General features: G+C 61.0%; 15 protein-coding genes. 9 read left to right on the forward strand and 6 right to left on the reverse strand.

Going from position 1 to position 25,012, the window contains the following annotated elements:
• Nucleotides 1-5: 5 nt before the first annotated feature.
• From ACQY8Q_RS00685 to ACQY8Q_RS00720, 8 genes are all read left to right on the forward strand, one after another.
• Complete coding sequence (locus ACQY8Q_RS00685; RefSeq protein WP_428423632.1) at nt 6-5,456, forward strand: MG2 domain-containing protein; 5,451 nt, start codon at nt 6-8, stop codon at nt 5,454-5,456.
• Nucleotides 5,457-5,518: 62 nt separating this feature from the next.
• Nucleotides 5,519-7,540, forward strand: a complete 2,022-nt coding sequence (gene pbpC, locus ACQY8Q_RS00690; RefSeq protein WP_428423979.1) for a penicillin-binding protein 1C — start codon at nt 5,519-5,521, stop codon at nt 7,538-7,540.
• Nucleotides 7,541-7,728: 188 nt separating this feature from the next.
• On the forward strand, nt 7,729-8,655 hold the full coding sequence (gene bcsN / locus ACQY8Q_RS00695; RefSeq protein WP_428423634.1) for a cellulose biosynthesis protein BcsN: 927 nt from the start codon (nt 7,729-7,731) through the stop codon (nt 8,653-8,655).
• Between the two features lie 108 nt (nt 8,656-8,763).
• Nucleotides 8,764-10,950: a UDP-forming cellulose synthase catalytic subunit gene (gene bcsA, locus ACQY8Q_RS00700; protein ID WP_428423636.1), complete on the forward strand. Its 2,187-nt coding sequence runs from the start codon at nt 8,764-8,766 to the stop codon at nt 10,948-10,950.
• Nucleotides 10,947-13,298, forward strand: a complete 2,352-nt coding sequence (locus ACQY8Q_RS00705) for a cellulose biosynthesis cyclic di-GMP-binding regulatory protein BcsB (protein WP_428423638.1) — start codon at nt 10,947-10,949, stop codon at nt 13,296-13,298. Before bcsA ends, ACQY8Q_RS00705 begins: the two co-directional genes overlap by 4 nt.
• Nucleotides 13,295-14,347, forward strand: a complete 1,053-nt coding sequence (locus ACQY8Q_RS00710) for a glycosyl hydrolase family 8 (RefSeq protein ID WP_428423640.1) — start codon at nt 13,295-13,297, stop codon at nt 14,345-14,347. The genes ACQY8Q_RS00705 and ACQY8Q_RS00710 overlap by 4 nt, the downstream gene beginning before the upstream one ends.
• Nucleotides 14,344-16,509 (forward strand): cellulose synthase, encoded by a 2,166-nt coding sequence (locus ACQY8Q_RS00715; protein ID WP_428423642.1) that lies wholly within the window; start codon nt 14,344-14,346, stop codon nt 16,507-16,509. Before ACQY8Q_RS00710 ends, ACQY8Q_RS00715 begins: the two co-directional genes overlap by 4 nt.
• 60 nt (nt 16,510-16,569) lie before the next feature.
• Nucleotides 16,570-17,121 carry a glutathione peroxidase gene (locus tag ACQY8Q_RS00720; RefSeq protein ID WP_428423644.1) on the forward strand — a complete coding sequence of 184 codons (552 nt, stop codon included), beginning with the start codon at nt 16,570-16,572 and terminating at the stop codon, nt 17,119-17,121.
• Nucleotides 17,122-17,193: 72 nt separating this feature from the next.
• Here ACQY8Q_RS00720 and ACQY8Q_RS00725 read toward each other — a convergent pair whose 3' ends face one another.
• From ACQY8Q_RS00725 to ACQY8Q_RS00750, 6 genes are all read right to left on the reverse strand, one after another.
• A complete protein-coding gene (locus ACQY8Q_RS00725) occupies nt 17,194-18,912 on the reverse strand; it encodes a dihydroxyacetone kinase family protein (RefSeq protein WP_428423646.1) in 1,719 nt (572 codons plus the stop codon).
• Nucleotides 18,909-19,862, reverse strand: coding sequence for a sugar phosphate isomerase/epimerase family protein (locus ACQY8Q_RS00730; RefSeq protein WP_428423648.1), 954 nt, complete (start codon nt 19,860-19,862; stop codon nt 18,909-18,911). Before ACQY8Q_RS00730 ends, ACQY8Q_RS00725 begins: the two co-directional genes overlap by 4 nt.
• 39 nt (nt 19,863-19,901) lie before the next feature.
• Nucleotides 19,902-21,440, reverse strand: coding sequence for a tripartite tricarboxylate transporter permease (locus ACQY8Q_RS00735; RefSeq protein ID WP_428423650.1), 1,539 nt, complete (start codon nt 21,438-21,440; stop codon nt 19,902-19,904).
• A gap of 33 nt (nt 21,441-21,473) precedes the next feature.
• Nucleotides 21,474-21,974, reverse strand: coding sequence for a tripartite tricarboxylate transporter TctB family protein (locus ACQY8Q_RS00740; RefSeq protein ID WP_428423652.1), 501 nt, complete (start codon nt 21,972-21,974; stop codon nt 21,474-21,476).
• A gap of 62 nt (nt 21,975-22,036) precedes the next feature.
• Nucleotides 22,037-23,026: a Bug family tripartite tricarboxylate transporter substrate binding protein gene (locus ACQY8Q_RS00745; protein WP_428423654.1), complete on the reverse strand. Its 990-nt coding sequence runs from the start codon at nt 23,024-23,026 to the stop codon at nt 22,037-22,039.
• Nucleotides 23,027-23,095: 69 nt separating this feature from the next.
• Nucleotides 23,096-24,130: a 4-hydroxythreonine-4-phosphate dehydrogenase PdxA gene (locus ACQY8Q_RS00750; protein WP_428423656.1), complete on the reverse strand. Its 1,035-nt coding sequence runs from the start codon at nt 24,128-24,130 to the stop codon at nt 23,096-23,098.
• Between the two features lie 182 nt (nt 24,131-24,312).
• Between ACQY8Q_RS00750 and ACQY8Q_RS00755 the strand changes: the two genes are divergently transcribed.
• Nucleotides 24,313-24,999 carry a GntR family transcriptional regulator gene (locus ACQY8Q_RS00755; RefSeq protein ID WP_428423658.1) on the forward strand — a complete coding sequence of 229 codons (687 nt, stop codon included), beginning with the start codon at nt 24,313-24,315 and terminating at the stop codon, nt 24,997-24,999.
• Nucleotides 25,000-25,012 lie beyond the last annotated feature (13 nt).

Below are 25,012 nucleotides of genomic sequence, written 5' to 3' on the forward strand. Positions count from 1 at the left end.
TGTCTATGCGCGCGTTTATCCGGTTTTCAGCGATCATTCTCAGTGCCCTTGCGTTTTCACCCGCAGTCCAGGCGGCGGAAACCGGCAGGCATATCGTCACCACGCAGGATGGCGATTATTTCGGCTTTGACCTGCGGACAGAACAGAACGTCTCCCTTGCCGATTGCGAGAAGGTTTGCGTCGCAGACTCCTCCTGCCGCGCCTTCACCTATAATCCCAAGGTGAAATGGTGCTTCCTCAAATCCGACTATAACACGTTGAACACGTTCGCTGGCGCTGTCGCCGGTAAGGTCGTCGATGCTTCAGCCGCCGAACCGGATATCGGTGCGCCGCCAGCATTGCCGTTCGTGACAGAGCAGCTCCTCACAGATGCCCGCGCCACCAAGGAAAATCTCTCGGTGCTGGCAGACCAGGATGCGCTCGGCCTGAATGGCCGCAAGGCTGCCGCCTATCGCGAACTGGCAGCCGGCAATGTTGGCCCGGCGCTGAAGGCTTTTCAGGGTGCTCTGTCCATTACGCCCGATGACGGCGCATTGTGGATCGAAGCCGCACGTGCGGCAAACCGCGTTTTCGGCAACTCCGATTTTGCCACGCAGGCATCGCTTGCAGCGCTCAACGCCTATCAACTGTCGCGCACCACGCAGGCACGGGCAGAAGCACTGGCGGTTCTCGCCACCGCGCTAAAGAACGCCGAGAATTTCCGGAGTGCGCTCAGCGCCTACAAGGCCAGCCTCGAACTGGTCGAAGCCAAATCCGTTCGCACCGACTATACCGACCTGCGCACCCGCCAGGGCTTTCGCGTCACCGAACACAAGATTGACTCTGATAGCGCCACGCCGCGGGTCTGCGTCCAGTTTTCCGAACCGCTGGTCAAGGCCGGGGTCGATTACACGCCGTTCGTTCTTCTGGATGGTGCCACACCCAAGGCTGTCGAAGCCAAGGGCAGCGAAATCTGCGTCGAGGGCCTCAGCCACGGCCAGCGATACAAGATCGCCCTGCGCTCCGGACTTCCGTCTTCCGTCGATGAACCGCTGGAAGCCAACGTCAATCTCGACGTCTATATCCCTGACCGCGCGGCGATGATCCGCTTTACCGGCGATAGTTTCGTTTTGCCGGGAACAGCCCGTCGTGGCATTCCGATCGTTTCGGTCAACACCGCCAGCGCCAATCTGAAACTTTACCGCATCGGTGACCGCAATATCGCCTCGCTGCTGACAGCCTCGCAATTCCTGACACAGCTTGACGGCTACAGCGCCCAGCGCATTCAGGATGAGAACGGCGAAATGGTGTGGCAGGGGGCGATCGACATCGCGACCGACCTCAACAAGGAAGTCGTCACCAGCTTCCCGGTCGATGAAGCGCTGCCGCAACGCAAGCCGGGCGTCTATGTGCTGACAGCCGTTTCAGCGACGGGCGCCTCCAACGAATGGGACAGCCAGGCGACACAATGGTTCGTCATTTCGGATATCGGCCTCTCCACCTATTCCGGCACCGATGGGCTCTCCGTCTTTGCCCGGTCGCTGGCATCGGCAAAGCAACTCTCCGGGATTGAACTGACCCTGCTTGCCAAGAACAATGAAATCCTCGGCACCGCCACCACCGACGCTGATGGCCGCGCGACCTTCGACGCCGGCCTGCTGCGCGGCACCGCCGCCATGACGCCAGCGGTCATCACGGCAAAGAGCGGTGCGGACGATTTCGTCTTCCTTGATCTCACCCGTGCCGGTTTCGACCTCTCTGATCGCGGCGTCACCGGACGTGCAGCCCCCGGCGCTATCGATGTGCTGACCTGGACGGAACGCGGCATCTACCGCGCCGGCGAGACCGTGCATGTCTCAGCACTCGCCCGCGACAGCGCCTCGGTAGCCATCGAAAAACTGCCCCTGACCTTCATCTTCATGCGCCCCGATGGTGTCGAAGATCGCCGCGTTGTCAGCGATGGCGGACTGGCAGGCGGTTATGCGCTCGATCTCCCGCTGCAGCCGAATGCGATGCGCGGCACCTGGACCGTGCAGATCTTTACCGACGCCAAGGGCACCGCGATCAGCGAGAAGCAGTTCCAGGTCGATGACTTCGTGCCCGATCGGGTCGAGTTCGACATGGCAAGCACGGTCAAGCAGCTTGAGATCGATACACCGGCACCAATCACCATCGACGGCCGCTTCCTTTATGGCGCGCCGGCAGCGGGGCTGGAACTCGAAGGCGAAGTCGGCCTGAAGCCGACCCGCGAAAGCCTCGACTTCAAGGGCTACTTCTTTGGCCTCGCCGATGAGGAAGCCACGGAAGACAGTCGCACGACACTGGAAGGACTGGAGCCGCTCGATGAGGACGGCAAGGCAACCTTCGACGTCACGCTGACGGACGTTCCCTCCACGACGCAATTGCTCAACGCCAGTATCACCGTTCGCGTTCAGGAGGCCGGCGGCCGTGCCGTCGAGCGCTCCCTTACACTGCCGGTCAAACCGGCGGGCGCGATGATCGGCATCAAGCCGGAATTCTCCGGCGATCTCGCGGAAAACGCCGTCGGAAAATTCCACGTCATCGCCATCGAACAGAGCGGCGCCAAGCAGGCAAAGACAGGTCTAAGCTGGAAGCTGCTGCGGGTCGAGCAGGACTATCAGTGGTACCGCGACGGCACCGCCTGGAAATATGAACCGGTCACCTCGACCAAGCAGGTTTCGACCGGCAAGCTGGACGTCACCACGGATGGCGGCGAGATTTCCATCTCGGCCGGATGGGGCCGCTACCGGCTCGAAGTCGAGACGGCCGATATCGATGGCCCGACATCGAGCGTTGAGTTCGATTCCGGCTGGTATGTCACCGCAAGCTCGACGGAAACACCGGATGGGCTGGAAGTCGCGCTCGACAAGCAGAACTATGCGATCGGCGACACCGCCAAGCTACGCGTCTCGCCGCGCTTTGCCGGTGAAGTTCTGGTCACGATTGGTTCTGAAAAGCTGATCACCACCAAAACCGCGACCATTCCCGCCGGCGGCGGCGAGGTCGATATTCCGATCACTGCCGACTTCGGCGCTGGTGCCTATGTCACCGCAACGCTCTATCGTCCGGGCGACGCGCAGGAAAGCCGCATGCCGATGCGTTCCATCGGCATCAAGTGGCTCGCCGTCGATCCTGCTGATCGCAAGCTGTCGGTCAAACTCGATCTGCCGGAAAAGACGCTGCCACGCCAGACGCTGAACATTCCGGTGGAAGTGACAGGGGCAGGGGTGGGCGACGAGGCCTACGTCACGGTTGCTGCCGTGGATGTCGGCATTCTCAACCTGACGCGCTATGAAGCGCCCAATCCGGATGGCTGGTATTTCGGCCAGCGCCAGCTCGGCCTCGAAATCCGCGACCTCTATGGACGGCTGATCGACGGATCGCTCGGTGCAACCGGGCGTCTGCGCACCGGTGGTGACGGCGGACAGATGGCGCTGCAGGGCAAACCGCCGACCGAGAAGCTGGTGGCCTTCTTCTCCGGCCCGGTCCAGCTCGATGCAAATGGCAAGGCAATCATCAGCTTTGATATCCCGCAGTTCAACGGCACCGCGCGTGTCATGGCTGTCGCCTGGTCGAAGACCGGCGTCGGCCACGCTTCGACTGATGTCGTCATCCGCGATCCGGTCGTGGTGACGGCAAGCCTGCCGCAATTCCTCGCGCCGGGAGACAAGGCGGAGCTGCGGCTCGACATCGCCAATACCGATGGCCCGGCCGGCGACATGAACCTCAAGGTGACAAGCAGTTCCTCGGTGGTCATCGACGCGGCACAAGCCCAGCAGACGTTCAGCGTCAAGCCGGGTGGAAAGTTCGACCTGACATTGCCGCTCTCCGGGGTTCATCCGGGCGACGGTGCGATCTCGATCGAGCTGACCAGCGCCGATGGCCTGTCGCTGCAACAGTCGGTCTCCGTTCCGGTGCGGCCAGCCGCCCTGCCGTTGACGACACGGCATCCGCTGACCATAGAGCCGAATGCCAGCTTGAAGGTCGATGGTGACCTGTTGGCCGAAAGCATGCTGCAAGGATCGGCTGTCAGCATCAGCGTCACCCGCTCCGCTGCCTTCGACATCCCTGCATTGCTGACATCGCTTGACCGCTACCCCTATGGCTGCGCCGAGCAGACGACCAGCCGGGCGCTGCCTCTGCTTTATCTCAGCGAACTCGCCAAACAATCCGGTCTGCCGGAGGATGGCGACGTGCAGAAGCGCGTGCAGGAAGCCATCTACCGGGTGCTGTCCTATCAATCCTCGACCGGCAGCTTCGGTCTCTGGAGCCCCGGCTCGGGCGATCTCTGGCTCGACGCCTATGTCACCGACTTCCTGACGCGCGCCCGCGAACAAAAGTACCAGGTGCCGGACCAGGCGATGGTTCAGGCGCTCGACAACCTGCAGAATGCAATGAGCTACGACGTCGACATGAAGAGCCAGGGCAACGAAATCGCCTACTCTCTCTATGTGCTCGCCCGCAACCGCAAGGCCGCGATCAGCGATCTGCGGTATTACGCCGACACCAAGCTCTCGGAATTCCCGACGCCGCTGTCGAAGGGGCATCTGGCCGCCGCTCTCGCCCTTTATGGCGATGCGCAGCGTTCGCAGAGCATTTTCGAAGATGCGCTGCAGATGTCGGTAACGGCAAGCAATGCCAGCCTTGATCGCTCCGATTACGGCTCGGCCCTGCGTGATGATGCCGCTGTGCTGACATTGGCTGCCGAAGCCCGGCCCGTACCGACGATCATCCCGCAGCTCGCCAAGATTGTCGCCCGCGAATGGGAACAAAAATCCTATACGAGTACGCAGGAGCAGATGTGGACGCTGATGGCAGCCCGCGCCATCCAAGGAGGCGACAGTGACCTCAGCCTCGATATCAACGGCACGCCGCGCACTGGCGCCTATGCGGCACGCCTCACCGGCGACGAGGTCCTCGACCAGCCCGTGACGATCACCAACCGGTCGAGCGAACCGGTTGCCGCCGTCGTGACGACAGTTGCTGCACCGGCATTCCCGCTACCTGCCGGCGGCAACGGCTTTACCATCGAACGCACCTACTACACGCTCGACGGCGAGGCGGCCAATGTCACGCAGGCCAAGCAGAACGAACGTTATGTCGTCGTCATCAACGCCACGGAAAGCAACACCTGGCCGTCGCGCGTGCTGATCACCGACCTCTTGCCAGCGGGCTTCGAGATCGACAATCCAACGCTGGTCGATAGCGCCAAGCTGTCGAACTTCGAGTGGATCGGCGAAGTCGAGGCTGCCCATACGGAGTTCCGCAGCGATCGCTTCGTCGCCGCCTTTGATCGCACGGCCGGTGACAACCGCACCATCACGGTCGCCTATGTCGTTCGCGCCGTTACGCCGGGCACCTACGATCACCCAGCAGCCAGCATCGAGGACATGTACCGGCCGCAATTCTCCGCGCGCTCCGCGATGGGGCGCATGGAGGTTCAGGCGGTCGAATAATGTCTCTCTGGGCGAAAACCTGCGCCGCACTGGTGGGCTCCGCACTTGTGTGCGTCGCCATCATGTTTGGCCTGGAAGTAGCGGACCGCGCCTTTCCGCCGCCGTTGGAGGGCGCCCGCACGGTATCGGCCGAGGTGCTTGATGCCGAAGGTCAGCTGTTGCGCGCCTTTGCGACACCGGAAGGCCGCTGGCGGCTGCAGACGACCGCAAAAGACGTCGATCCGCAGTTCGTCCGCATGCTCATCGCTTATGAGGACCAACGCTTCTGGGAGCACAAGGGCGTCGACCCCTTCGCCCTGACGCGCGCTGCGTGGCAGTTCGCCACCCATGGGCGGATCGTCTCGGGCGCCTCGACGCTGTCGATGCAGGTGGCGCGCCTCATCGAACCCCGCGAAGGGCGTTCCTTTGCAGCAAAATTTCGACAGCTTGCCCGCGCCGTGCAGATCGAACGTCGCCTGAGCAAGGCCGAAATCCTCGATCTCTACCTCACCCATGCGCCCTATGGGGGCAATCTCGAAGGCATTCGCGCCGCAAGCCTTGCCTATTTCGGCAAGGAACCACGCCGTCTCACCGTCTCCGAAGCAGCGCTGTTGGTCGCGCTGCCGCAGCTGCCGGAGAAGCGGCGCCCCGATCGCCATTTGAAGGCGGCAGAGACGGCGCGGCAAAGGGTTCTGGAACGAATGGCGGTTTCCGCCGTCATCGGGGAAGGGGAGGCCGAACGCGCCGGCCTGGTTTCAGTACCGGCTCGGCGCCTGCAACTGCCGGCCTTTGCCGCCCATGTCGCCGAGGCAGCGCGGCGCAAGGAGCCGAAGGTCATCCAGCATCAGACGACACTGCGGCGGAACATCCAGAAAGGACTGGAAACGGTCGCCAAGGAAGCGGCTGCACGCCTTGGCCCAAAGGTTTCGATCGCCATGGTCATGGCCGATGCGCGCACCGGCGAGATCGTCGGGGAACTCGGTTCCGCCGATTATTTCGACGCCAGCCGCTCCGGCTGGATCGACATGACGCGCATCTCCCGTTCGCCCGGCTCGACACTGAAACCGTTCATCTATGGCCTCGCCTTCGAGGAAGGGCTGGTTTCGCAGGAAACCATCATAGAAGACCGCCCGGCGGATTTCTTTGGCTACCGGCCGCGCAACTTCGACATGACCTATCAGGGTGATGTCAGCATCCGCCAGGCGCTGCAGCTCTCTCTCAATGTTCCAGCTGTGCGGCTGCTCGATTCCGTCGGCCCGACGCGGCTGATGGTGCGCTTCCGGCGCGCCGAAGTCCGGCCGATCTTGCCGCCGAACGAGGCACCGGGCCTTGCGATCGGTCTCGGCGGGCTGGGTGTCAACCTGAAGGACCTGGTGCAGCTCTACGCCGCCCTTGCCAATCGCGGCAAACCGGTGCGGCTCGGCGACGGCATCCGCGATCTGCCCGGCATCATCGAAAACGAACCGCTTCTCGATCCTGTCGCCACGTGGCAAATCGCCGACATTCTGTCCGGCGTTCTGCCGCCTGCGGGTGCTGTCCAGCGCGGCATCGCCTACAAGACCGGGACCAGCTATGGCTACCGCGATGCTTGGTCTGTCGGCTTTGACGGCCGCTACGTCCTCGGAGTCTGGGTCGGCCGGCCGGACAATGGCGCAGTCCCTGGCCTGACCGGCTATGGAACGGCAGCCCCGATCCTGTTCGAGGGCTTTGCCAAATCGGGCGTTGCCATGACGCCACTGCCCCGCGCTCCGGCTGGCGCCGTGCGTATTGCCCAGGCAGAATTGCCAATCAGCCAGCGCCGTTTTTCGCTGACCGCCAACGGCCTCGTTTCCGCGACTGTCCGCGAGGCGGCGCCGCAGATTGTTTATCCACCGGAAGGTGCCCGCGTCGAACTGGGCGTCGATACCGATGGCATGGCCATGCCGCTTGTTCTGAAGCTGCAGGGGGGTAGGGCACCTTTCCGATGGCTTGCCAACGGCAAGCCGTTGCCTGAAACATCGCGGCGCCGGGTCAACCAGTGGGTACCGGACGGTGCCGGTTACTCGACGCTGACGGTCATCGACGCGGCCGGGCGTGCCGCAAGCGTGCGGGTTTTTCTGAACTAGAATCATCCTCTTGCTTCAGATCTGAGCCACAATCGGCCGACAAACTGGCAACTCCGAATTGTGCCCCATCAGGAATGGGGATTCCCGAATCTGGCCTCATGATTTATCAGTATGCGATGATTCGATCCGATCTGATTCGAAACCGCGTCTGGCCGGGAGCCATTCACGGAGAAATTGACGGAGGCATATTGTCTTTCTCGCGAACCCCAGCCATTCGATTTACGCTTGCCGGCATCGTCCTGACGCTTGGTCTCGCAGGCTGTGGCGTGCGCGACGGCGTGAAGTTGTCCGATACCGCGACCACCGTGCCCGACGACACAGCGTATGCCCTGCCAGGTCCTGGCGGACCAGCCATCGTCAATATCGTCCAGCGCAATTTCAGCAATGCGACACAGCAGGATATTTTCCTGTTCACATCCGCGTCCACGCCCGGCCAGAATGTCCTGCGCGTACGATTGTTCGGTCCCGTCGGATCAAATTTCGAAGGGACGAAGTCGCTTGGTTATTCATCCGTGCGGGCCAGCGAAATTGCCAAGGAAATGCGCCGTGAACTTCCCGGCGTAGCACTGAGGCAATCGCCGATTTACCTGCAGAACAATTACGGTCCCTTCAGCTACGCCTATGGCCGCGGCAGTGGCAGCGATGCGTGCCTTTATGCCTGGCAGCAAATCCGTTCGCCCGAGGACGCGAGATCGGCCTTTCAAAACCGTGGCACGATCCAGGTTCGCCTGCGGCTCTGCGAAGAGAACGCCAGCGAAGAAAAACTGGTCAGCAATATGTATGGCTACACGATCCGTGGTGCCTTCAATGCTGCGGGTTGGAACCCCTATGGCGAGCCCCCGAGCGTTGATCCGACGCTGGGGCGGACTGGAAACCCCATCTATCCCAAGCCGAATGACGCGCGCGACAATATGATGCCGGCTGTCGAAGCCGAGAGGGTACGCCCAGTCGTGCAGTTCCGGCAGGTCGTTGTCGCAACGGAAAAAGTCGCGCCGATCAAACAACCGGCGCCGGAAGAAACCATTCCTTTACCAACAACGGGGGATATGAGTGGGATCGTTGTTCCTTCCCCCGATTGTGTGAACCAGTCAGCGGGTGCCGGACAATGCAAGTAACGTCGGCATGATCCAAATTGCCGATTGCAGTTTGAGTTGACCATGGCGTTTTGAGGGCTTCCGTCGGCATCTGCATGTCACCGGGTGGCCTCCTGAAGGGCACCAATCATGCGCAAGGCGAGTATCATTCTTTTCTGGGGAATTGCTTCCCTTTGCGTCATCGCGCTGGTCACCCTGCCGATCAACCTGCAGACCCAGTTGATCGCCAGCATCGCCGTCGTCACGTTCATGGCCGTGCTCAAGATTCTGAAGGCGGAGGGTACGTGGCGTCTGACGGCGCTTGCGTTCGGTACCGCAATCGTGATGCGCTACGTCTACTGGCGCACCACCAGCACGCTGCCCCCGGTCAACCAGTTGGAAAACTTCATTCCCGGTTTCCTGCTCTATCTGGCCGAAATGTACAGCGTGATGATGCTGGCGCTCAGCCTCTTCGTCGTCGCCATGCCGCTGCCGTCGCGCCCGTCGCGGGCCGCCTCGGAAGGTAAATATCCGAGCGTCGATGTCTACGTACCGACCTACAACGAAGACTCGCATCTGCTTGCCAATACACTGGCCGCTGCAAAAGCCATGGACTACCCTGCCGACAAGCTGACAGTCTGGCTGCTCGATGATGGCGGCACCCTGCAGAAACGCACCTCGGCAAACCTTCTCGAAAGCCAGACGGCTAAGTCCCGGCATCAGGAGCTTCAGACCCTCTGCGCCGATCTTGACGTCAAGTATCTGACGCGCGACCGCAACGAGCATGCCAAGGCAGGCAATCTCAACAACGGCATGAAGCATTCCCAAGGCGAGTTGATCGCCGTCTTCGATGCCGACCATGCGCCGGCGCGCGACTTCCTGCGAGAAACTGTCGGCTATTTCGAGGATGACCCGAAACTATTCCTGGTTCAGACGCCACATTTCTTTCTCAATCCCGATCCGGTCGAGCGCAATCTGCGGACCTTCGAAAAGATGCCCAGCGAGAACGAGATGTTCTACGGCATCATCCAGCGTGGCCTCGACAAGTGGAATGCCTCATTCTTCTGCGGCTCGGCCGCGGTTTTGCGCCGCCAGGCGCTCGACCAGACCGGCGGCTTCAGCGGCGTCAGCATTACGGAAGACTGCGAAACCGCGATCGATCTGCATGCCAGCGGCTGGAACAGCGTCTATGTCGACCGGCCGCTGATTGCCGGGCTGCAGCCTGCGACCTTTGCCAGCTTCATCGGCCAGCGCAGCCGTTGGGCACAAGGCATGATGCAGATCCTACGGTTCAAATTCCCGCCCTTGAAGCGCGGCCTGTCGATCCCGCAGCGCCTTTGCTACATGTCGTCGACATTGTTCTGGCTCTTTCCGTTTCCCCGGACGATCTTCCTGTTCGCGCCGCTCTGTTACCTGTTCTTCGATCTGGAAATCTTCACCGCATCTGGTGGCGAGTTTCTGGGCTACACACTTGCCTATATGCTCGTGAACCTGATGATGCAGAACTATCTGTACGGTTCGTTCCGCTGGCCATGGATCTCAGAACTATATGAATATGTCCAGACGGTTCATCTCCTGCCTGCGGTCGTCTCGGCAATCGTCAACCCGAGAAAGCCGAGCTTCAAGGTGACGGCCAAGGACGAATCCGTTCTGGTCAGCCGCCTGTCCGAAATCAGCAGGCCGTTCTTCATTATCTTTGCCGTTCTGTTGCTCGCCCTGTTGGTAACCATCTACCGTGTCTATACCGAACCGTTTAAGGCGGATGTCACGCTCGTCGTCGGCGGCTGGAACCTGCTCAACCTTATCCTTGCGGGATGCGCGCTCGGCGTTGTTTCAGAGCGCGGTGAATTGTCGGCAACGCGGCGCGTCAAGGTCACGCGCCAGTGCGAATTCGGCCTCGGCGAGCACTGGTATCCGGCAACGATCGATGACGTTTCGGTCTATGGTGCCCGTATCAATGTCTATGCAAAGACGATCGGATCACCCGCGGTCGACACACGCGGCCTGATCCGTTTCACGCCCCACGGCCGCGAGATCGCAGAAATCCTTCCGGTCGCCGTCCGCAACACGCAGGTCGATGGCGATATCGTCACGATGGGGTGCCAATACCTGCCGGAAGCCGCACGTGACCACAGTCTTGTCGCCGACCTGATTTTCGCAAATTCGCAGCAATGGACGGAATTCCAGTTGTCGCGTCGCGGCAATCCCGGCCTTTTCCGTGGCACGCTCTGGTTTTTTGGGCTGGCTTTCTATCAAACCAGCCGTGGGCTGGCCTATTTCTTCAGCAACCGCGGGGCAGGCGGCAAGCCCCGGGCTTCTGCGGGAGCGAAAAAATGACGAAGGCTGTCATCCTTGCTCTCACCCTGCTGGCGTTGCCGGCTGGCTCGATCCACGCCCAGACGGTGCCTTTCGATATGACGCCGGAGCGCCCGGCATCGGACAGTCCCGCCGTCACAACCCCAACCGAAGATCAGGGAAAAGCTCCGTCCAACGTCCAGCCGGTCACCGTCGCACCTGTTGCCGAAGCGGTCGAGACAGTGCCCTTCCAGCGCTATGTTCTTCCGGAAGGCAGTCTTGGGCTGACGGGGGAATTCGAGGATCGGCTGTGGTCTGTCTACCTCACCCCGCAGCAGGCGGCGACAGGGACGAAGCTCAACCTCGGTTACCAGAATTCGATTTTCGTGGCCCCCGAAACGTCCCGCCTGACCGTTGAGGTAAACAATACGAAAATTGCCGAGGAGGCCATCCGCTCGCCGGAATCCATCTCCGATCTCAGCCTCACTCTTCCCAAGGACCTGCTGAAGCCGGGATCGAACCTGATCCGCCTGCGCTCCGACCAGCGTCACCGCACCGACTGCTCCGTTCAATCGACCTATGAACTCTGGTCGAACATCGATGCGGAAAAAACCTATCTGAGCTTTGCCGGCAACGACCGGCTGACGATGCAGAGCCTTGATGACATCAGGGCTATCGGCGTCGATGAGAGCGGCCTTACCCGGTTTAACTTTGTTGTCCCGGAGCTGGAACAGCCCGGCTCGACCGTCCCGCTGATGCGGCTTGCGCAGGGCCTGGCGGTTCTCGCCGATATGCCGAACCAATCCTTTTCGTTCGAGACGAACAAGGTGGCGCCATCCGGGCCCGGAGAAATGACCGTTCTCGTCGGCACACCCGCCGAGCTGTCGCCGCTGTTTCCGTCCCTGCCGGATGGCGCGGCTTCGGCACCGGTTGCCGGTTTCGTTCAGGACGCGAAAACCGGATTGCCGGTTCTGGTGATTACCGGCCCGACATGGCAGGCGATCCGCAGCGCGATCGAGAGCATTGTCGCCCCGACCGATGTCGCCGGGCCGGTTCGCCGCGACGTGATCACCACGCAACGCTGGCGCGCTCCGGATGCACCGTTCCTGTTTTCCGATACCCGGCTTCCTTTTTCGCAACTGGGGCTGAAGACCGAGCAATTCTCCGGCAGGCGTTTCCGCACAGATTTTACCGTCGGTATTCCTTCAGACTTTTATGCCGCCGCCTATGGCGAGGCGGTGATCCTTCTGGACGCGGCCTATACCGATGCCGTCCTGCCGGGCAGCCATATCGATATCTACGTCAACGATAGCATCGCTTCTACGGTGCCGATCACCTCGTCCGGCGGCGGGCTTCTTCGTCACCTGCCGATCAACGTGACGATGCGGCATTTTCGGCCGGGCGTGAATACGATCGCAATCGAAGCCATCCTGGAAACCGAAAGTGACAAGGTCTGCGCGCCCGGAGCAACCGGCACGGATGAACCACGCTTTGCGCTGTTCGACACGTCCGAATTTCACATGCCGGACTTCGCCCGCGTCGGCCAACTGCCCAATCTGGCAGCGACAGCAGGAACGGGAGCGCCCTACAACAGAGGAGATGATCCTATTCCGCTGTTCATGGATCGCATCGATACCAACACGCTTTCTGCTGCGGCGACATTCCTCGGACGGCTTGCCGCCGGCGCTGGGCATCCACTGGCTGTCGAGACGGTGGCGTCTCCGGCATTGATCGGCAACAGAAGTGCAATCTTCATCGGTTCGCTGTCGCAGATGCCACCGTCGGTATTCGCCCAGATGAACATCTCGGAAGCGAGCCGCAACACGTGGGGGCCGAATACCGGCGCCCAGGCCCAGGGTGTCGACACGCAGGCCGCCTATGATGAGTGGCGCGACAAATTGAAAGGTGGCTTGTTCAGCGGCCAGATCAGCGCTCTTGAAGGGTGGCTGAAGCAGAATTTTGACATCACTCTGACATCCCTGCGTTTTGCGCCGAGATCAGAAAGCAGCTTCATGCCATCGAGCGAGGCATCGTTGCTCATGGCGCAAGCATCCAGCCCCGATGGGACGGGAACATGGACCGTAGTGGCAGCACCGACCGGCAAGGATCTGCGCGACAGCATGCAAGCCCTGAGCGGGCAGGCGAATTGGTCGCAGCTTGACGGGCGCATTTCCACATATGAGGGTGGCACCAAAACCGTGCAGACGGTGCCGGTGAATAGCTTCCAGTTCATACCGACCCAGGCCGGATCATTTTCCAATTATCGGCTGATCGCCGCCAACTGGTTGTCGACGAATATCCTGTCCTACGCGGTTCTGCTCGCCGTGCTTGCCGTTGTATTGGGATTGGCGACCGCGACGATGCTCAGTAATCTCGGACGGCGACAATGAGAGGAAAACTGCTGGCGGCTTTTCTTGCAGGACTTTTCAGCTTCTGTCTGGCGAGTGCTCCGGTAAACGCGCAGCAGCCTTTGATCGCCGCCGAGGCCTGGCAAACCTACAAGTCCAAATTTCTCGATCCCGGCGGCCGGATCATCGATGATGCCAACGGCGATATCAGCCATAGCGAAGGGCAGGGCTACGGGCTGTTGCTCTCCGTGCTTGCCAATAGCCCCGCAGATTTCGAACTGATCTGGTCCTTTACCCGCACCGAACTGCTGTTGCGCAGCGATGGTCTGGCTGCGTGGAAATGGAACCCTGCCACCAAGCCGCATGTCACCGACATCAACAATGCGACGGATGGTGATATCCTGATTGCCTACGCGCTGGGTTTGGCCGGAAAACAATGGAACCGGCCGGACTACATCAAGAATGGCGCCAGCATCGCGCGCGCCATCCTCGAAAAAACCGTCATTCAAATTTCAGGGCGAACCCTGCTTCTACCGGCCGCCACAGGCTTTTCGGCCAAAGACCGTGACGATGGTCCTGTCATCAATCCTTCTTACTGGGTATTCGAAGCCTTTCCGGTGCTTGACCAATTGGCGCCATCGCCGGTCTGGGCAAAACTGCGTACGGATGGCATTGCCATTCTCGGCGAACTTCGCTTTGGCCCGAAACAACTTCCTTCCGATTGGGTTTCCCTGAAACCACCGCCAGGTCCCGCAACGGGCTTTCCTGCCGAATTCGGATACAACGCCCTGCGCATACCGCTTTACCTCGTGCGCGGGGGTGTAACGGATCGCGATCTGTTGACGCGCCTGATGCGGGGAACATCCGGTGCAAACGGAGAATACACAATCATAGATACAGTCTCCGGTTCAGCGAAGGACAACCTTGCCGATCCCGGTTATCGAATAATTAACCATATTCTGGCCTGTGTGGTGGATAAGACAGCGGTGCCCGACGATTTGAACCAATTCGTGCCGACCCGCTATTATCCTTCGACGCTCCATTTGCTGGGGCTATCATTTATAGCTGCTCAGCAGCCGGAGTGCTCATGAAGTCGACCTTCATCGCATTGTCAGCAGCGGTCGTCGCCATCGGTATCGTCGGGATGAACAAGCCCGACTATATAAAGCATGCGATGCAATCCCTTTCGCTGGCGGATGCTGAAGAACCTATTGCGCGATCATCCCGCCTGGCTCAGCAAGCGGATACCGGCATCGCTGGCGCAAACACACCGGTATTCCGGGAAATCAAGCGCTCTGCCCGGCCGGTGCTCGACACGGTGGTGACTGCAGCAACGACGGCAACGGTCGACGAAAGCGCGTTGCGTTATTTTGCCAGCCGTGGTGATACGGCACGGCTGCAGGCAGAAATCTCGCGTTTGAAGGCGCTCTATCCGGATTGGGTACCGCCGAAGGATCCGCTGGCTGTTCCTCAAAACGAGGACAAGCAGCTGGAGACGATGTGGGACCTCTATGCGCAAGCCCGCTATCCCGAAGTCCGCAAGGCCATTGCCGAACGTCAGGTCGCTGAACCCGCATGGAAACCGCCGGCGGACCTGATCGACAGGTTGACCGTTGCCGAAGCCCGTGCGCGGCTGATCAACGCCTCGGACCTGAAACAATACGAAACCGTCGTGCGGATCGGTTCGGAAACACCAAGCCTTCTCACCTGCAGCGAAGTCGATGTCCTTTGGCGCGTGGCCGAGGCCTTCTTCCGTACCGACAAGGCACAGCGCGCGACGGATGCCTATTCCTATATCCTGAACAATTGCCAGAATGCAGCCGAGCGCCTTGCCACGGTTCAAAAGGCGGCTGCCATTCTTCCCGCCAAGAGCGTCGAAGATCTTCTCGCTAAGGAAAAGACGGCGCCTGACGGCACGATGGAATTCGACAGCATTCGCGACGATCTCGCGCGCCGGTTTGTCGCCGAAGCCAATGCCGACGGCAAGCTCGTCGTCCCGCCGCAATATCTGTCGCGCGTCGAGCGTTTAGCCGAGACGGGTGGCCTTGCCTCCGATGCCCTGTTGCTGGGTTGGTATTACCTGCCGCGTGGGGACATGGAAGCGGCGGAAAAATGGTTCCGCAAGGCACGTGACAAGGAAGATACGGCGTCTGCATCGCAGGGTCTGGCGCTCGCCTTGATCGACCGCAACGATCAGCTTGCCGCCGAAGACACAATGTATCGCTGGCGTGACGATTCCAAGGAGGCAAAGGCTGTCTATCTCGCAGCCACAGCCAACCTGCTGGCGCTTGAGCCACCGGTTCCCATCTCAGGCGACGTGTTGAAGCGGATCGCCACAGAGGTGATAAAATCGCGCGATGCGTCAACCGCCCAGCAGTTTGGTTGGTACGCGCGCGCGCTGAACCAGCCGCAAACTGCCCTGCAGTGGTTCCGGACCGCACTCAACTGGAAGCTCGACGACGAACCGTCCGCCTATGGACTGGCCGTCACCTATCTGCAGCTGGAAGATTTGAAGGGCCTGAGCGAGATACAACGCCTGTGGGCCGGACGGTCGGAACGCATTGCCAGGGTCGGTGAAGTCGAAGAGCCGGAAACGGCAAGCAAACAACAGCGGGTAGCGAATGAAACTGTCCTCGTTCAACGGCAGCCGCGCACCACACGGGTTTTGCAAGAGGTAGAAGACGTCCAGCCGGAACAGGTCGTCATGACACGCCCGCGCAGGACCGTCGCGGCCGATCGGGGCTGCAAGTCCACCATCAACCCACAAACCCTCGCACCTGAAGCCGCCTTGACGCGCGGCTGGTGCCTGATGGAGCGCAACAGGCCAATCGAAGCTGCCGCTGCGTTCGAAGTTGGCATGCTCGGTTCATCGGCAAAAACCCGCGAGGACGCAGCTTACGGCCAAAGTCTCGCCTATTTGCGCGCCGGCCTATCCGGCAAGGCTGCGGTCTCGGCAGTCAAGGCGCCGCAGAACCGCCAACGCGCTTTCGAACTGCAGCAGGCCATCCTCGCCGACAAGGCCGTGGCGGCCTTTGACGGCGGCCGCGCCCGGGAAGCGCTGCTTATTCTCGACCAGTTGAAGCAGATAGCCCCCGAAAGAACCGACCTTCTGTCTCTGCGCGGCTATGCCTATCTCCGGCTGAAGCGCTACGCCGACGCGCGGCGGGTGTTCGAGGCGCTGGCTGCCATCGGCAATCGCGACGGCCAGCGTGGACTTGGCATTCTCTACCAGATATTCAACGACAAGAATTGACCGGGACAAAAGGCTCCCCCCGGCTTTCCGCTGTCGCCATCAGGGAGCGGAGTGGACAACGTGACATCTTCCCCTTTGGATATTTCGGTCAAGACTGCTGACGGCCGTCAGACAACACTCGCCGAGTTTCGTGGACGCGTGATGCTGGTCGTCAACGTCGCCTCAAAATGTGGCCTGACGGTACAGTATGAAGGCCTCGAAAAGCTCTATGAAGCCAAGCGCGACGCAGGGCTCGTCGTGCTTGCCTTTCCGGCCAATGATTTCATGGAGCAGGAACCCGGAACCGAAGCCGAGATCGTCGAATTCTGCACCAGCACCTACGACGTGCAGTTCCCCATTTTCTCAAAGATTTCCGTCAAGGGGGCGGCGGCTCATCCGCTCTATCGCAGCCTGACGGCGACTGCGCCTGACGCGATCGGCGAAGGCCCTATGCGCGACCGGCTGAAAGGCTATGGCGTCGAGCCGGACAACAAAGCCGATGTGCTGTGGAACTTCGAAAAATTCCTGATCGGCCGTGACGGCAAGGTCGCAGCCCGCTTTTCACCCGATGTCACGGCTGAGGACGGACGCCTTGTTTCCGCTGTCGACAAGGAATTGGCGCAACGAAATTAGAAGCGCCGGGCTTTAAACGGCAACGGCCGGCCATGCATTCGTCATGGCCGGCCGAAGTCGATATGGTCCGATTTACTTCGCGCCGGACTCGGAAATATAGTCGGCTGCCACCCGCGCCACGAGCGCCAGAGATACCGCTCCGGCATCGGGATGGCCGATGCTTTTTTCAGCCAGCGGCCGGGCGCGACCGAGTTTCGGGGTCAGGGCAGAGGTCGCGTCGGCAGCAGATTTTGCAGCGTCTGCCGCCAGCGACCAGGCTTCCGGTAGCGATTTTCCCAAAGCTGCCTCACGCTCCAGCGTCTCGACAAACGGGATCAGCGCATCGACCAGCGTCTTGTCGCCAAGACGCGCGCGGCCAAGCCGGGTGACGCCTTCGAGCGCAAGCCGGGCGCCCTTGACGGCCGCATCCTTCTCGATCGCGTCACTGTCGCTCAGCGCATTGCTCCACGACCGCAGCAGCAGGCCCCAAATTGCACCCGATGTTCCGCCAGCCCGGTCAGCCCAGGCATCACCGGCACCGGCCAGAACACTTGCGGCGCCAGCGCCAGCAGCAACGGCAGCATTGGCAGCGTCGAGTGCTGCAGCCGAACCCCGGCGCATGCCCTGACCATGATCGCCATCGCCCGCATGGGCGTCGATCCGGCCGAGTTCCTCTTCCGCAGCCTTCAACGCCGCAGCCATACCCGAGAGCAGGCCAGCCACGCATTTGCCGGCCTCTTTCGATGCTTCGGAGGCGGGGGCGAACGTCATCTTTCCTTCGAAGTCGTCAAGCGCACCGGTTGCCGGTTCCGTCGAAAACGTCGCGCCACGGCGCAGGACCGGCGTATCACAGGCCGCAGACCACAGCGTTTCCAGTTCGTCATCGAGCCAGAGCAGCGTCAGCGAGCAGCCCTGCATATCGAGGCTGGTGACGAATTCGCCGGCTTCCGGCGCCACGACATCCAGACCGGCATCCTGGAGAAGTGTCGAAACCGACGTCCAGAGCACGAACAGCTCTTCATATTTCGTCGCACCCAGACCGTTGAGGATAACGCCGACCTTGGTCGTCCCGGCCGGACGCTCGGCCAGCAGCTTTTCCGTCAGCAGCTTGGCAAGGTCCTTGGCAGGAACGATTGCTTCTTCCTTGATGCCGGGCTCGCCATGGATGCCGAGGCCCAGCGCCATCTGGCCATGCGGAACCGTGAACAACGGGCCGTTGGCACCAGGCAACGTGCAGCCCTTGAAGGCGACGCCGAAGGAAACCGTACGGTCATTGGCGAGGCGCGCCACGCGCTCGACACCGTCGAGGTTCATACCCGCTTCCGCCGCAGCACCAGCAATCTTGAAGACAACGAGATCACCCGCGATACCACGGCGTTTGCCGGCCGCATCCGCTGGCGCACTCGCCACATCATCGGTTACCGGCACGATGCGCACATCGATGCCTTCGGCCCGCAGGCGCTCTGCCGCAACGCCGAAATTCAGCACGTCACCGGCGTAGTTCCCGAAACCAAGCAGGATGCCGCCGCCCTGATCCGCATGGCGGCAGACACGCGCGACCGCAGCAGTCGAAGGAGAGGCGAACACGTCGCCCGCAACCGCCGCATCGGCAAGACCCGGGCCGACGTAACCGGCAAATGCCGGATAATGGCCGGAGCCACCACCGATCACCACCGATACCTTGCCATTCGGCACTTTGGTCGCGCGCACAACGCCGCCCTTCACGTGCCGGACATAGCGGCTGTAGATCGCGGCGAATCCTGCAAGAGCGGTCGTTGCGAAATCCTCTGGCTCATCGAAAATGGTGGTCATGACGTCTGTCCTTGGTCGCGAGGCAGGATGCGCCTCAGGTAATCGCGATTCGCTGCGCTGACGGAAAGCCCGTCGCCGCCATAATGTTCACAAAGGAAGGGGCTCGAAAAGCCATGGGCCAACGCCATGCGAATGGCGGCGCGATAATTGATGATACCAGACTCCAGCGGCGCCGGATGCGTGACGGTGACGCCGGACGCCGGATCCTCGGTGCGGGTGTAGTTTTTCACATGCCAGTATTTCGCATGGGGAGCGACCTTGGCCATCATCTCCTGCCAGTGCTCGACCGGCCGGTGCAGGCGGATCAGATTGCCGAGATCGGCATTGATGCCGACATTGGCAAGGCCGATATCCTCGACGAGGCGGACCGAGCTTTCCGCCGTGCCGAGATAGGTATCCTCGTACATTTCCAGCGCCAGCTCGATGCCAAGCTCTTCGGCATGGCGGCCCAGCTCGCGGATGCGCGTCACAGCCTTGTTCCATGTCGCTGCATCGTCCGGGTTCTTCGCGCCATCGACGGTCCAGAACCACAGCGCCTTCTTCTGCGCATCGGTCAGTGCCTCGAACAGGCCGAAGGATACCGAACCGGCGCCAATCGCCTTGGCGGTATCGATGACCCGGTGACCATAGGCCAGATAGTCGTCGCCTAACGTCGCATCGATAACGCTCCGGCGCGCCGTCGAGATCGCCGGCATCGTCAGCCCCAGCGATTGCGTCAACGCCACGAAAGCGTCGAGCCGCGCGGGCGAAAGGTCAGCAAGCCGGATCCAGCTATCGGTCGGGTCAAGCTCGGTAAAACCGGCATCGACGACATCGGCCAGGGTCTCTGCCCATTCCTCGACGGACTGGTCCTGGACGGAGCGCCCATCGGGCAGGGTGTTCGGATACTGGATCATCGCGGCTGCGATCGGCCAGGTGTTTCTGTTCCATCGGCGCGGTTCAGCGGTCATGGTTTCATCCTTGAAATTTCCGGGACATGCGGCGGCCGGTCAAGCCGCCGTTTTTCCATCATCGGCTGATGCCGGGGTTTCCTTCTTTGAACCACGGACAAGACCGATCAGCCAGAACACCATCGGCGAGAGAAGCAGTGCCAGACCCAATGCCATCAGACCGGAGACAAGGCTGTTCGACCAGAAGATCGAGAGCTCGCCATTGGACATCAGCATCGACTGGCGGAAGGCATCCTCGGCCTTGTCGCCGAGCACCATGGCCAGCACCAGCGGTGCCAGCGGATAGTCGAGCTTCTTGAAGATATAACCGAGCAGACCGAAGGCGATGACCAGCCAGATATCCATCACCGAATTGGCCACCTGATAGGCGCCGGAGAAGATGACGGCGACGATGATCGGGCCGATGATGGCAAACGGTACGCGGAGGATCGACGCATAGAGCGGTACGGTGGCAAGGACCAGAATGACCGCGACGATATTGCCGAGATACATCGAGGCGATCAGGCCCCAGACGAAATCCGGACGGTCGGTAAACAGCGTCGGACCGGGCGTCAGGCCCCAGATCATCAGTCCGCCCATCATGACGGCGGCGGTTGCCGAGCCGGGCACGCCCAGCGCCAGCATCGGCAGCAGGGCGGACGTGCCGGCGGAATGGTCAGCCGTTTCCGGTGCCACGATACCGCGCGGGTCACCCTTGCCGAACATCGACTTGTCGCGGGCCGAGCGGCGGGCAACGCCATAGCTCATGAAGGACGCGGCCGTCGGGCCAGCGGGCGTGATGCCCATCCAGATGCCGATGATGGTCGAGCGCAGGATGGTGAACCAGTAGCGCGGCATTTCCCTCAGCGTGCGGCCGATCTCGGAAAGCTTGACGCGGGCCTTGATACCTTCAAACCGCAGGCCTTCTTCGGTGGTCAACAGCAGCTCGCCGATACCAAACAGACCCATGACAGCGATCAGGAAGGAAACGCCCTTGATCAGTTCTGGAATATCGAAAGTGAGGCGCAGGTTGCCGGAGATCGTGTCCATGCCGACCGATGCCAGCGCAAAGCCGAGCATCATCGAAACCAGCGTCTTGAACGGCGATTGCGCGCCCATCGAGATGAAGCTGGCAAAGGCGAGGAAATAGACGGCGAAATATTCGGGCGACGAGAAGCGCAGCGCGAAATTGGCAACCCAGCCGGACAGAAGCGTGATCATCACGACGCCGGCAAGCGCGCCGATACCGGCTGACACGAAGGCAAGCGTCAGCGCCCGGCTTGCCTGGCCGGATTTCGCCATCGGGTAGCCGTCAAACGTCGTGGCGACAGACGAGGGTTCGCCCGGGATGTTGAACAGGATGGATGTCGTCGAGCCGCCGAACAGCGCACCCCAGTACATGCAGGACAACAGGATGATCGCCGAAATCGGATCCATCGAGAATGTCAGCGGCAAAAGCAGCGACACACCGTTGGGAGCCCCCAACCCGGGAAGCACGCCGACCAGGATGCCAAGCGTCACGCCGAGCATCATCAGCAGGATATGATTGAAGCTCAGGATATGGCCGAAGCCGTCGATCAGCAGACCGATATTTTCCATGTCTTTCCTCCTAAAGACAACAAGGCGGCGGGATCAATAGATCCCGAGCCACGCCTCGACCGGACCTTTCAGGAGCGGAACCTTGAAGCCGATTTCGAAGATGACGAAGAAGAGAAGCGAGACGGCGATGCCCGCAGGCAGGCCGATCCACCACTTGTAGCGGCCCTGGAAAGTCATGGCGCCGGCGATATAGAGCGCCGTTCCGACATAGAGACCGAGAAAGGTGGAGACTGCGGCAAAGGCCACAAGCGGCAGCAGGAACGACAAAACGACCTTGAAGCGCGAAGCCTCGAAGAAGATCTCGCCGCTGCCGCGATGCTTGATCAGAGCGGCGGCCAGATTGGCAGCGCTACCGAACATGATCAGGAGGCCGATATAGAAGGGGAAGTAGCCGGCATCCGGACCCATGTCGGTCCAGCCGGTTCCCGCCTCGACCGATCCGTAGCAGACGGCGGCACCGAAGGCGCCGGTCAACAGGGCGACGCCGGTTTCCATCGCGAAACGGGACAATCCCTTGGCGCTGTTCTCGCTCATCGTTCAAACCTTTCCGGTGGGTGCGGACGCTGTCGAAGCGTCCGCAGGGAACCTTAATGGGTTCAGTTGGCCAGCCAGCCTTCGCGCTTCAGCACTTGCGTCACCGAAGCCTCGTTGGTCTTGATGAAATCGGCAAGCTGCGTGCCGCTCATATAATCGGCCGACTGCGAGGTATCAGCGAGATACTTGGCCCATTCCGGTGTTTCCGACACCTTCTTCAGCACGCCGGCGTAGAAATCAACAACATCCTGTTCGACGCCAGCCGGCAGCCAGACGGTGCGCGGCATGGAATAGTTGTCGATGGCGATGCCGCTTTCCTTGCAGGTCGGGATATCGCCCCAGCCCTGTTCACCGGCAACCTTGCCTTCGCTCTTCAGCTTTTCCGACTTGAAGACGCAGACCGGCTTGACCATGCCGGCCTGCCACTGACCGAGGTTTTCGCTCGGGTTGTTGACGTTGGCGGCAATGTGCTCACCGGCCAGCTGAACGGCTGCTTCGCCACCGCTCTTGAACGGGATGTAGCCGAGCTTGGTACCCGCCGCATCGTTGATCATCGAGGTGAGGATCTGGTCGACATCCTTGGACTGGCTGCCGCCAACCTTGAAGTTGCCGGATTCCTTGGCCTTGGCGACGAAATCGGCGGCCGTATTGATGTCGGCCTTGCCGTTGACCCAGAGCACGAACTCGTCAGCTGCAAGCGCTGCGACCGGCGTCAGGTCTTCCGACTTGTAGGGAACCTTGGCGCGAACCGGCAACAGGTAGGCGTTGTTGGTGCCGAAGGCGAGCTTGTAGGCATCACCCTTGTAGCCAGCCGCATAGACGAACCCTTCCGCGCCACCAGCGCTGCCCTTGTTGGTGACGACGACAGGCGCATTCATCAATTCATACTTGGCGATGATCGACTGGATGGTGCGCGCGAAGATGTCCGTGCCGCCGCCGGGGCCGGCCGTGACGACGAACTCGACCGGGCGGTTCGGCTCGAAAGCCATTGCCGGGGCTGCAACACCGAATGCGGCAACCATAATGCACGCGATTGAGACTGATGTTTTCATCTAAAACTCCTCCGTTGAATGAACGGCGTGGACCTCCTCCAAGCCGGTAGAAACCAAAACAGGTCGAATTCAGGCAGCGGCGGCCTGCGCCGCACTTCTCTTCGCCATGCGTGCTGCCAGAAGAACGGCCTCACGGCTCGCGCCAACATCGGCAATGCCCTTGCCGGCAATGTCGTATGCAGTGCCGTGAGCGGGTGTGCACAGAGCGAATGGCAGTCCGCCCATCATCGTCACGCCCTTGTCGAAGCCCATCATCTTCATCGCGATCTGACCCTGATCGTGATACATGGTCAAAACCGCTTGGAAACTTTCCTTCAGCGCCCGCAGGAATACGGTGTCGGCCGGGAAGGGACCTTCGACATCCCATCCGCGCTGGCGGGCAAACTGCACGGCCGGCTCGATGATGTCGATTTCTTCCATGCCGAAGCTGCCGCCATCGCCCGCATGCGGATTGAGGCCCGCGACCGCGATGCGCGGGTTGTCATAGCCGGCCGCCTTCAGGCACTGCCGCGTCAGCTCGATTTCGGCAAGAATGCCATCGATCGACAGGTTGGCCGCGACGGCCGACAGTGGAATGTGCGAGGTAACACGCGCGTTCCAGACCTTCTCCAGAACGTTGAACTCGCGAACCTTACCGGTGAAGCCGATGACATCGGCAACGAAGCGGATTTCGTCGTCATAGCCCGGATAGGCAAAACGCATCGCCTTCTTGTTGAAGGGCGTGAAGCACACGGCCTGCGCCCGGCCCTTGTCGGCCAACTGCAGGGCAGTCCGGAAATTGGTGGTGGCGAATGTGCCACCGGCGAGCGTTGCCTCGCCGCGATCGACATCGGCCGGATCGAGATGGGCAAGGTCGATGAAAACATGCCGGTCAGTGCCAGCACTTTCAAAACTCTCAAGCGATGCGGGAGCGAGATCGAGCGTCAGTCCGGCGCATTCGGCACCTTCATCGAGGATGCGGCGATCGCCGATCACCACCAGATGGGCCGCATCGCGAATATCGTCCATCGAAAGAAGCTTGGCGGTCAGTTCCGGGCTGATGCCTGCCGGATCGCCCATGGCGAGCGCAATGACAGGACGCGCATCGTTGGCGCTCAGGGTCATGATGAAAGTCCTCCGCTTCATGCTGTTGCAGCCGTCATACGGCATTCATAATTCTGCATCAAGTCTTTTGTATTCTGTATGCAGCATTTTTTGTTGACGTTGGATCAGGCAATCTTCATGTTCGCAATGCGCTAAAAAACGATTCAGAAACTTACGCGGCAGAGCGGAACGGGCATAAAGACATGGACGAGATATCCTCACTGCAACGCCGCGCCGACGGTAGCGCCGGACCGATCCGGCGCACCGCGCTGCATGACACGCTGGTCAATCACCTGCGCGACATGATCATCGAAGGCGACCTGGAGCCCGGCACTCGCCTGCATGAAGGCCAGCTGGGCGAACAGCTCGGCGTTTCCCGCACGCCGCTGCGCGAAGCCATTAAGTATCTGGCCAGCGAAGGCCTGGTGGAACTGGTGCCGAGCCGGGGCGCGGTGGTGAAGCGGTTTAGCCCGAAGGATGTCCACGACATGCTGACGGTCCTGCGCACGCTGGAAGAACTCGCCGGGCGTTTGACCTGCGAAACGGCGACCGACGCGGAAATCGCCCATGTGCGGGCACTGCACGATGAGATGATCGACCGCTACAAGGCCGCAGACCGCCTGCAATATTACAAGCTCAACCAGGACATCCACACCGCGATCGTCCGCATTGCGCAGAACAGTTCGCTGATCGATATCCATGCCATGCTGCAGACCCGGCTGAAGCGCATCCGCTTCATCGGCCATGAGGGCCCGGAAAAATGGGCTGCTGCCGTTAGCGAGCACGAAGAAATGATCACAGCGCTCGAATCCCGCGACAAGGGCCGCCTCTCCGAAGTTCTCGGCCGGCATTTGTTCAACGCCTGGGACAGGGTGCGCGATTCGCTCTAACTTAAGCCTGGCA

Source organism: Pararhizobium sp. (assembly GCF_965279435.1).
In the GTDB taxonomy this organism is placed as follows: Bacteria; Pseudomonadota; Alphaproteobacteria; order Rhizobiales; family Rhizobiaceae; genus Pararhizobium.

Excerpts from the sequence above, each read along its gene's own strand:
- ACQY8Q_RS00725 (WP_428423646.1), bottom strand. The coding sequence starts at position 18,912 with ATGACCACCATTTTCGATGAGCCAGAGGATTTCGCAACGACCGCTCTT.
- ACQY8Q_RS00745 (WP_428423654.1), bottom strand. The coding sequence starts at position 23,026 with ATGAAAACATCAGTCTCAATCGCGTGCATTATGGTTGCCGCATTCGGT.
- ACQY8Q_RS00755 (WP_428423658.1), top strand. The coding sequence starts at position 24,313 with ATGGACGAGATATCCTCACTGCAACGCCGCGCCGACGGTAGCGCCGGA.
- ACQY8Q_RS00710 (WP_428423640.1), top strand. The coding sequence starts at position 13,295 with ATGAGAGGAAAACTGCTGGCGGCTTTTCTTGCAGGACTTTTCAGCTTC.
- ACQY8Q_RS00685 (WP_428423632.1), top strand. The coding sequence starts at position 6 with ATGCGCGCGTTTATCCGGTTTTCAGCGATCATTCTCAGTGCCCTTGCG.
- ACQY8Q_RS00735 (WP_428423650.1), bottom strand. The coding sequence starts at position 21,440 with ATGGAAAATATCGGTCTGCTGATCGACGGCTTCGGCCATATCCTGAGC.
- pbpC (WP_428423979.1), top strand. The coding sequence starts at position 5,519 with ATGTTTGGCCTGGAAGTAGCGGACCGCGCCTTTCCGCCGCCGTTGGAG.
- ACQY8Q_RS00750 (WP_428423656.1), bottom strand. The coding sequence starts at position 24,130 with ATGACCCTGAGCGCCAACGATGCGCGTCCTGTCATTGCGCTCGCCATG.
- bcsA (WP_428423636.1), top strand. The coding sequence starts at position 8,764 with ATGCGCAAGGCGAGTATCATTCTTTTCTGGGGAATTGCTTCCCTTTGC.
- ACQY8Q_RS00730 (WP_428423648.1), bottom strand. The coding sequence starts at position 19,862 with ATGACCGCTGAACCGCGCCGATGGAACAGAAACACCTGGCCGATCGCA.
- ACQY8Q_RS00705 (WP_428423638.1), top strand. The coding sequence starts at position 10,947 with ATGACGAAGGCTGTCATCCTTGCTCTCACCCTGCTGGCGTTGCCGGCT.
- ACQY8Q_RS00715 (WP_428423642.1), top strand. The coding sequence starts at position 14,344 with ATGAAGTCGACCTTCATCGCATTGTCAGCAGCGGTCGTCGCCATCGGT.
- ACQY8Q_RS00740 (WP_428423652.1), bottom strand. The coding sequence starts at position 21,974 with ATGAGCGAGAACAGCGCCAAGGGATTGTCCCGTTTCGCGATGGAAACC.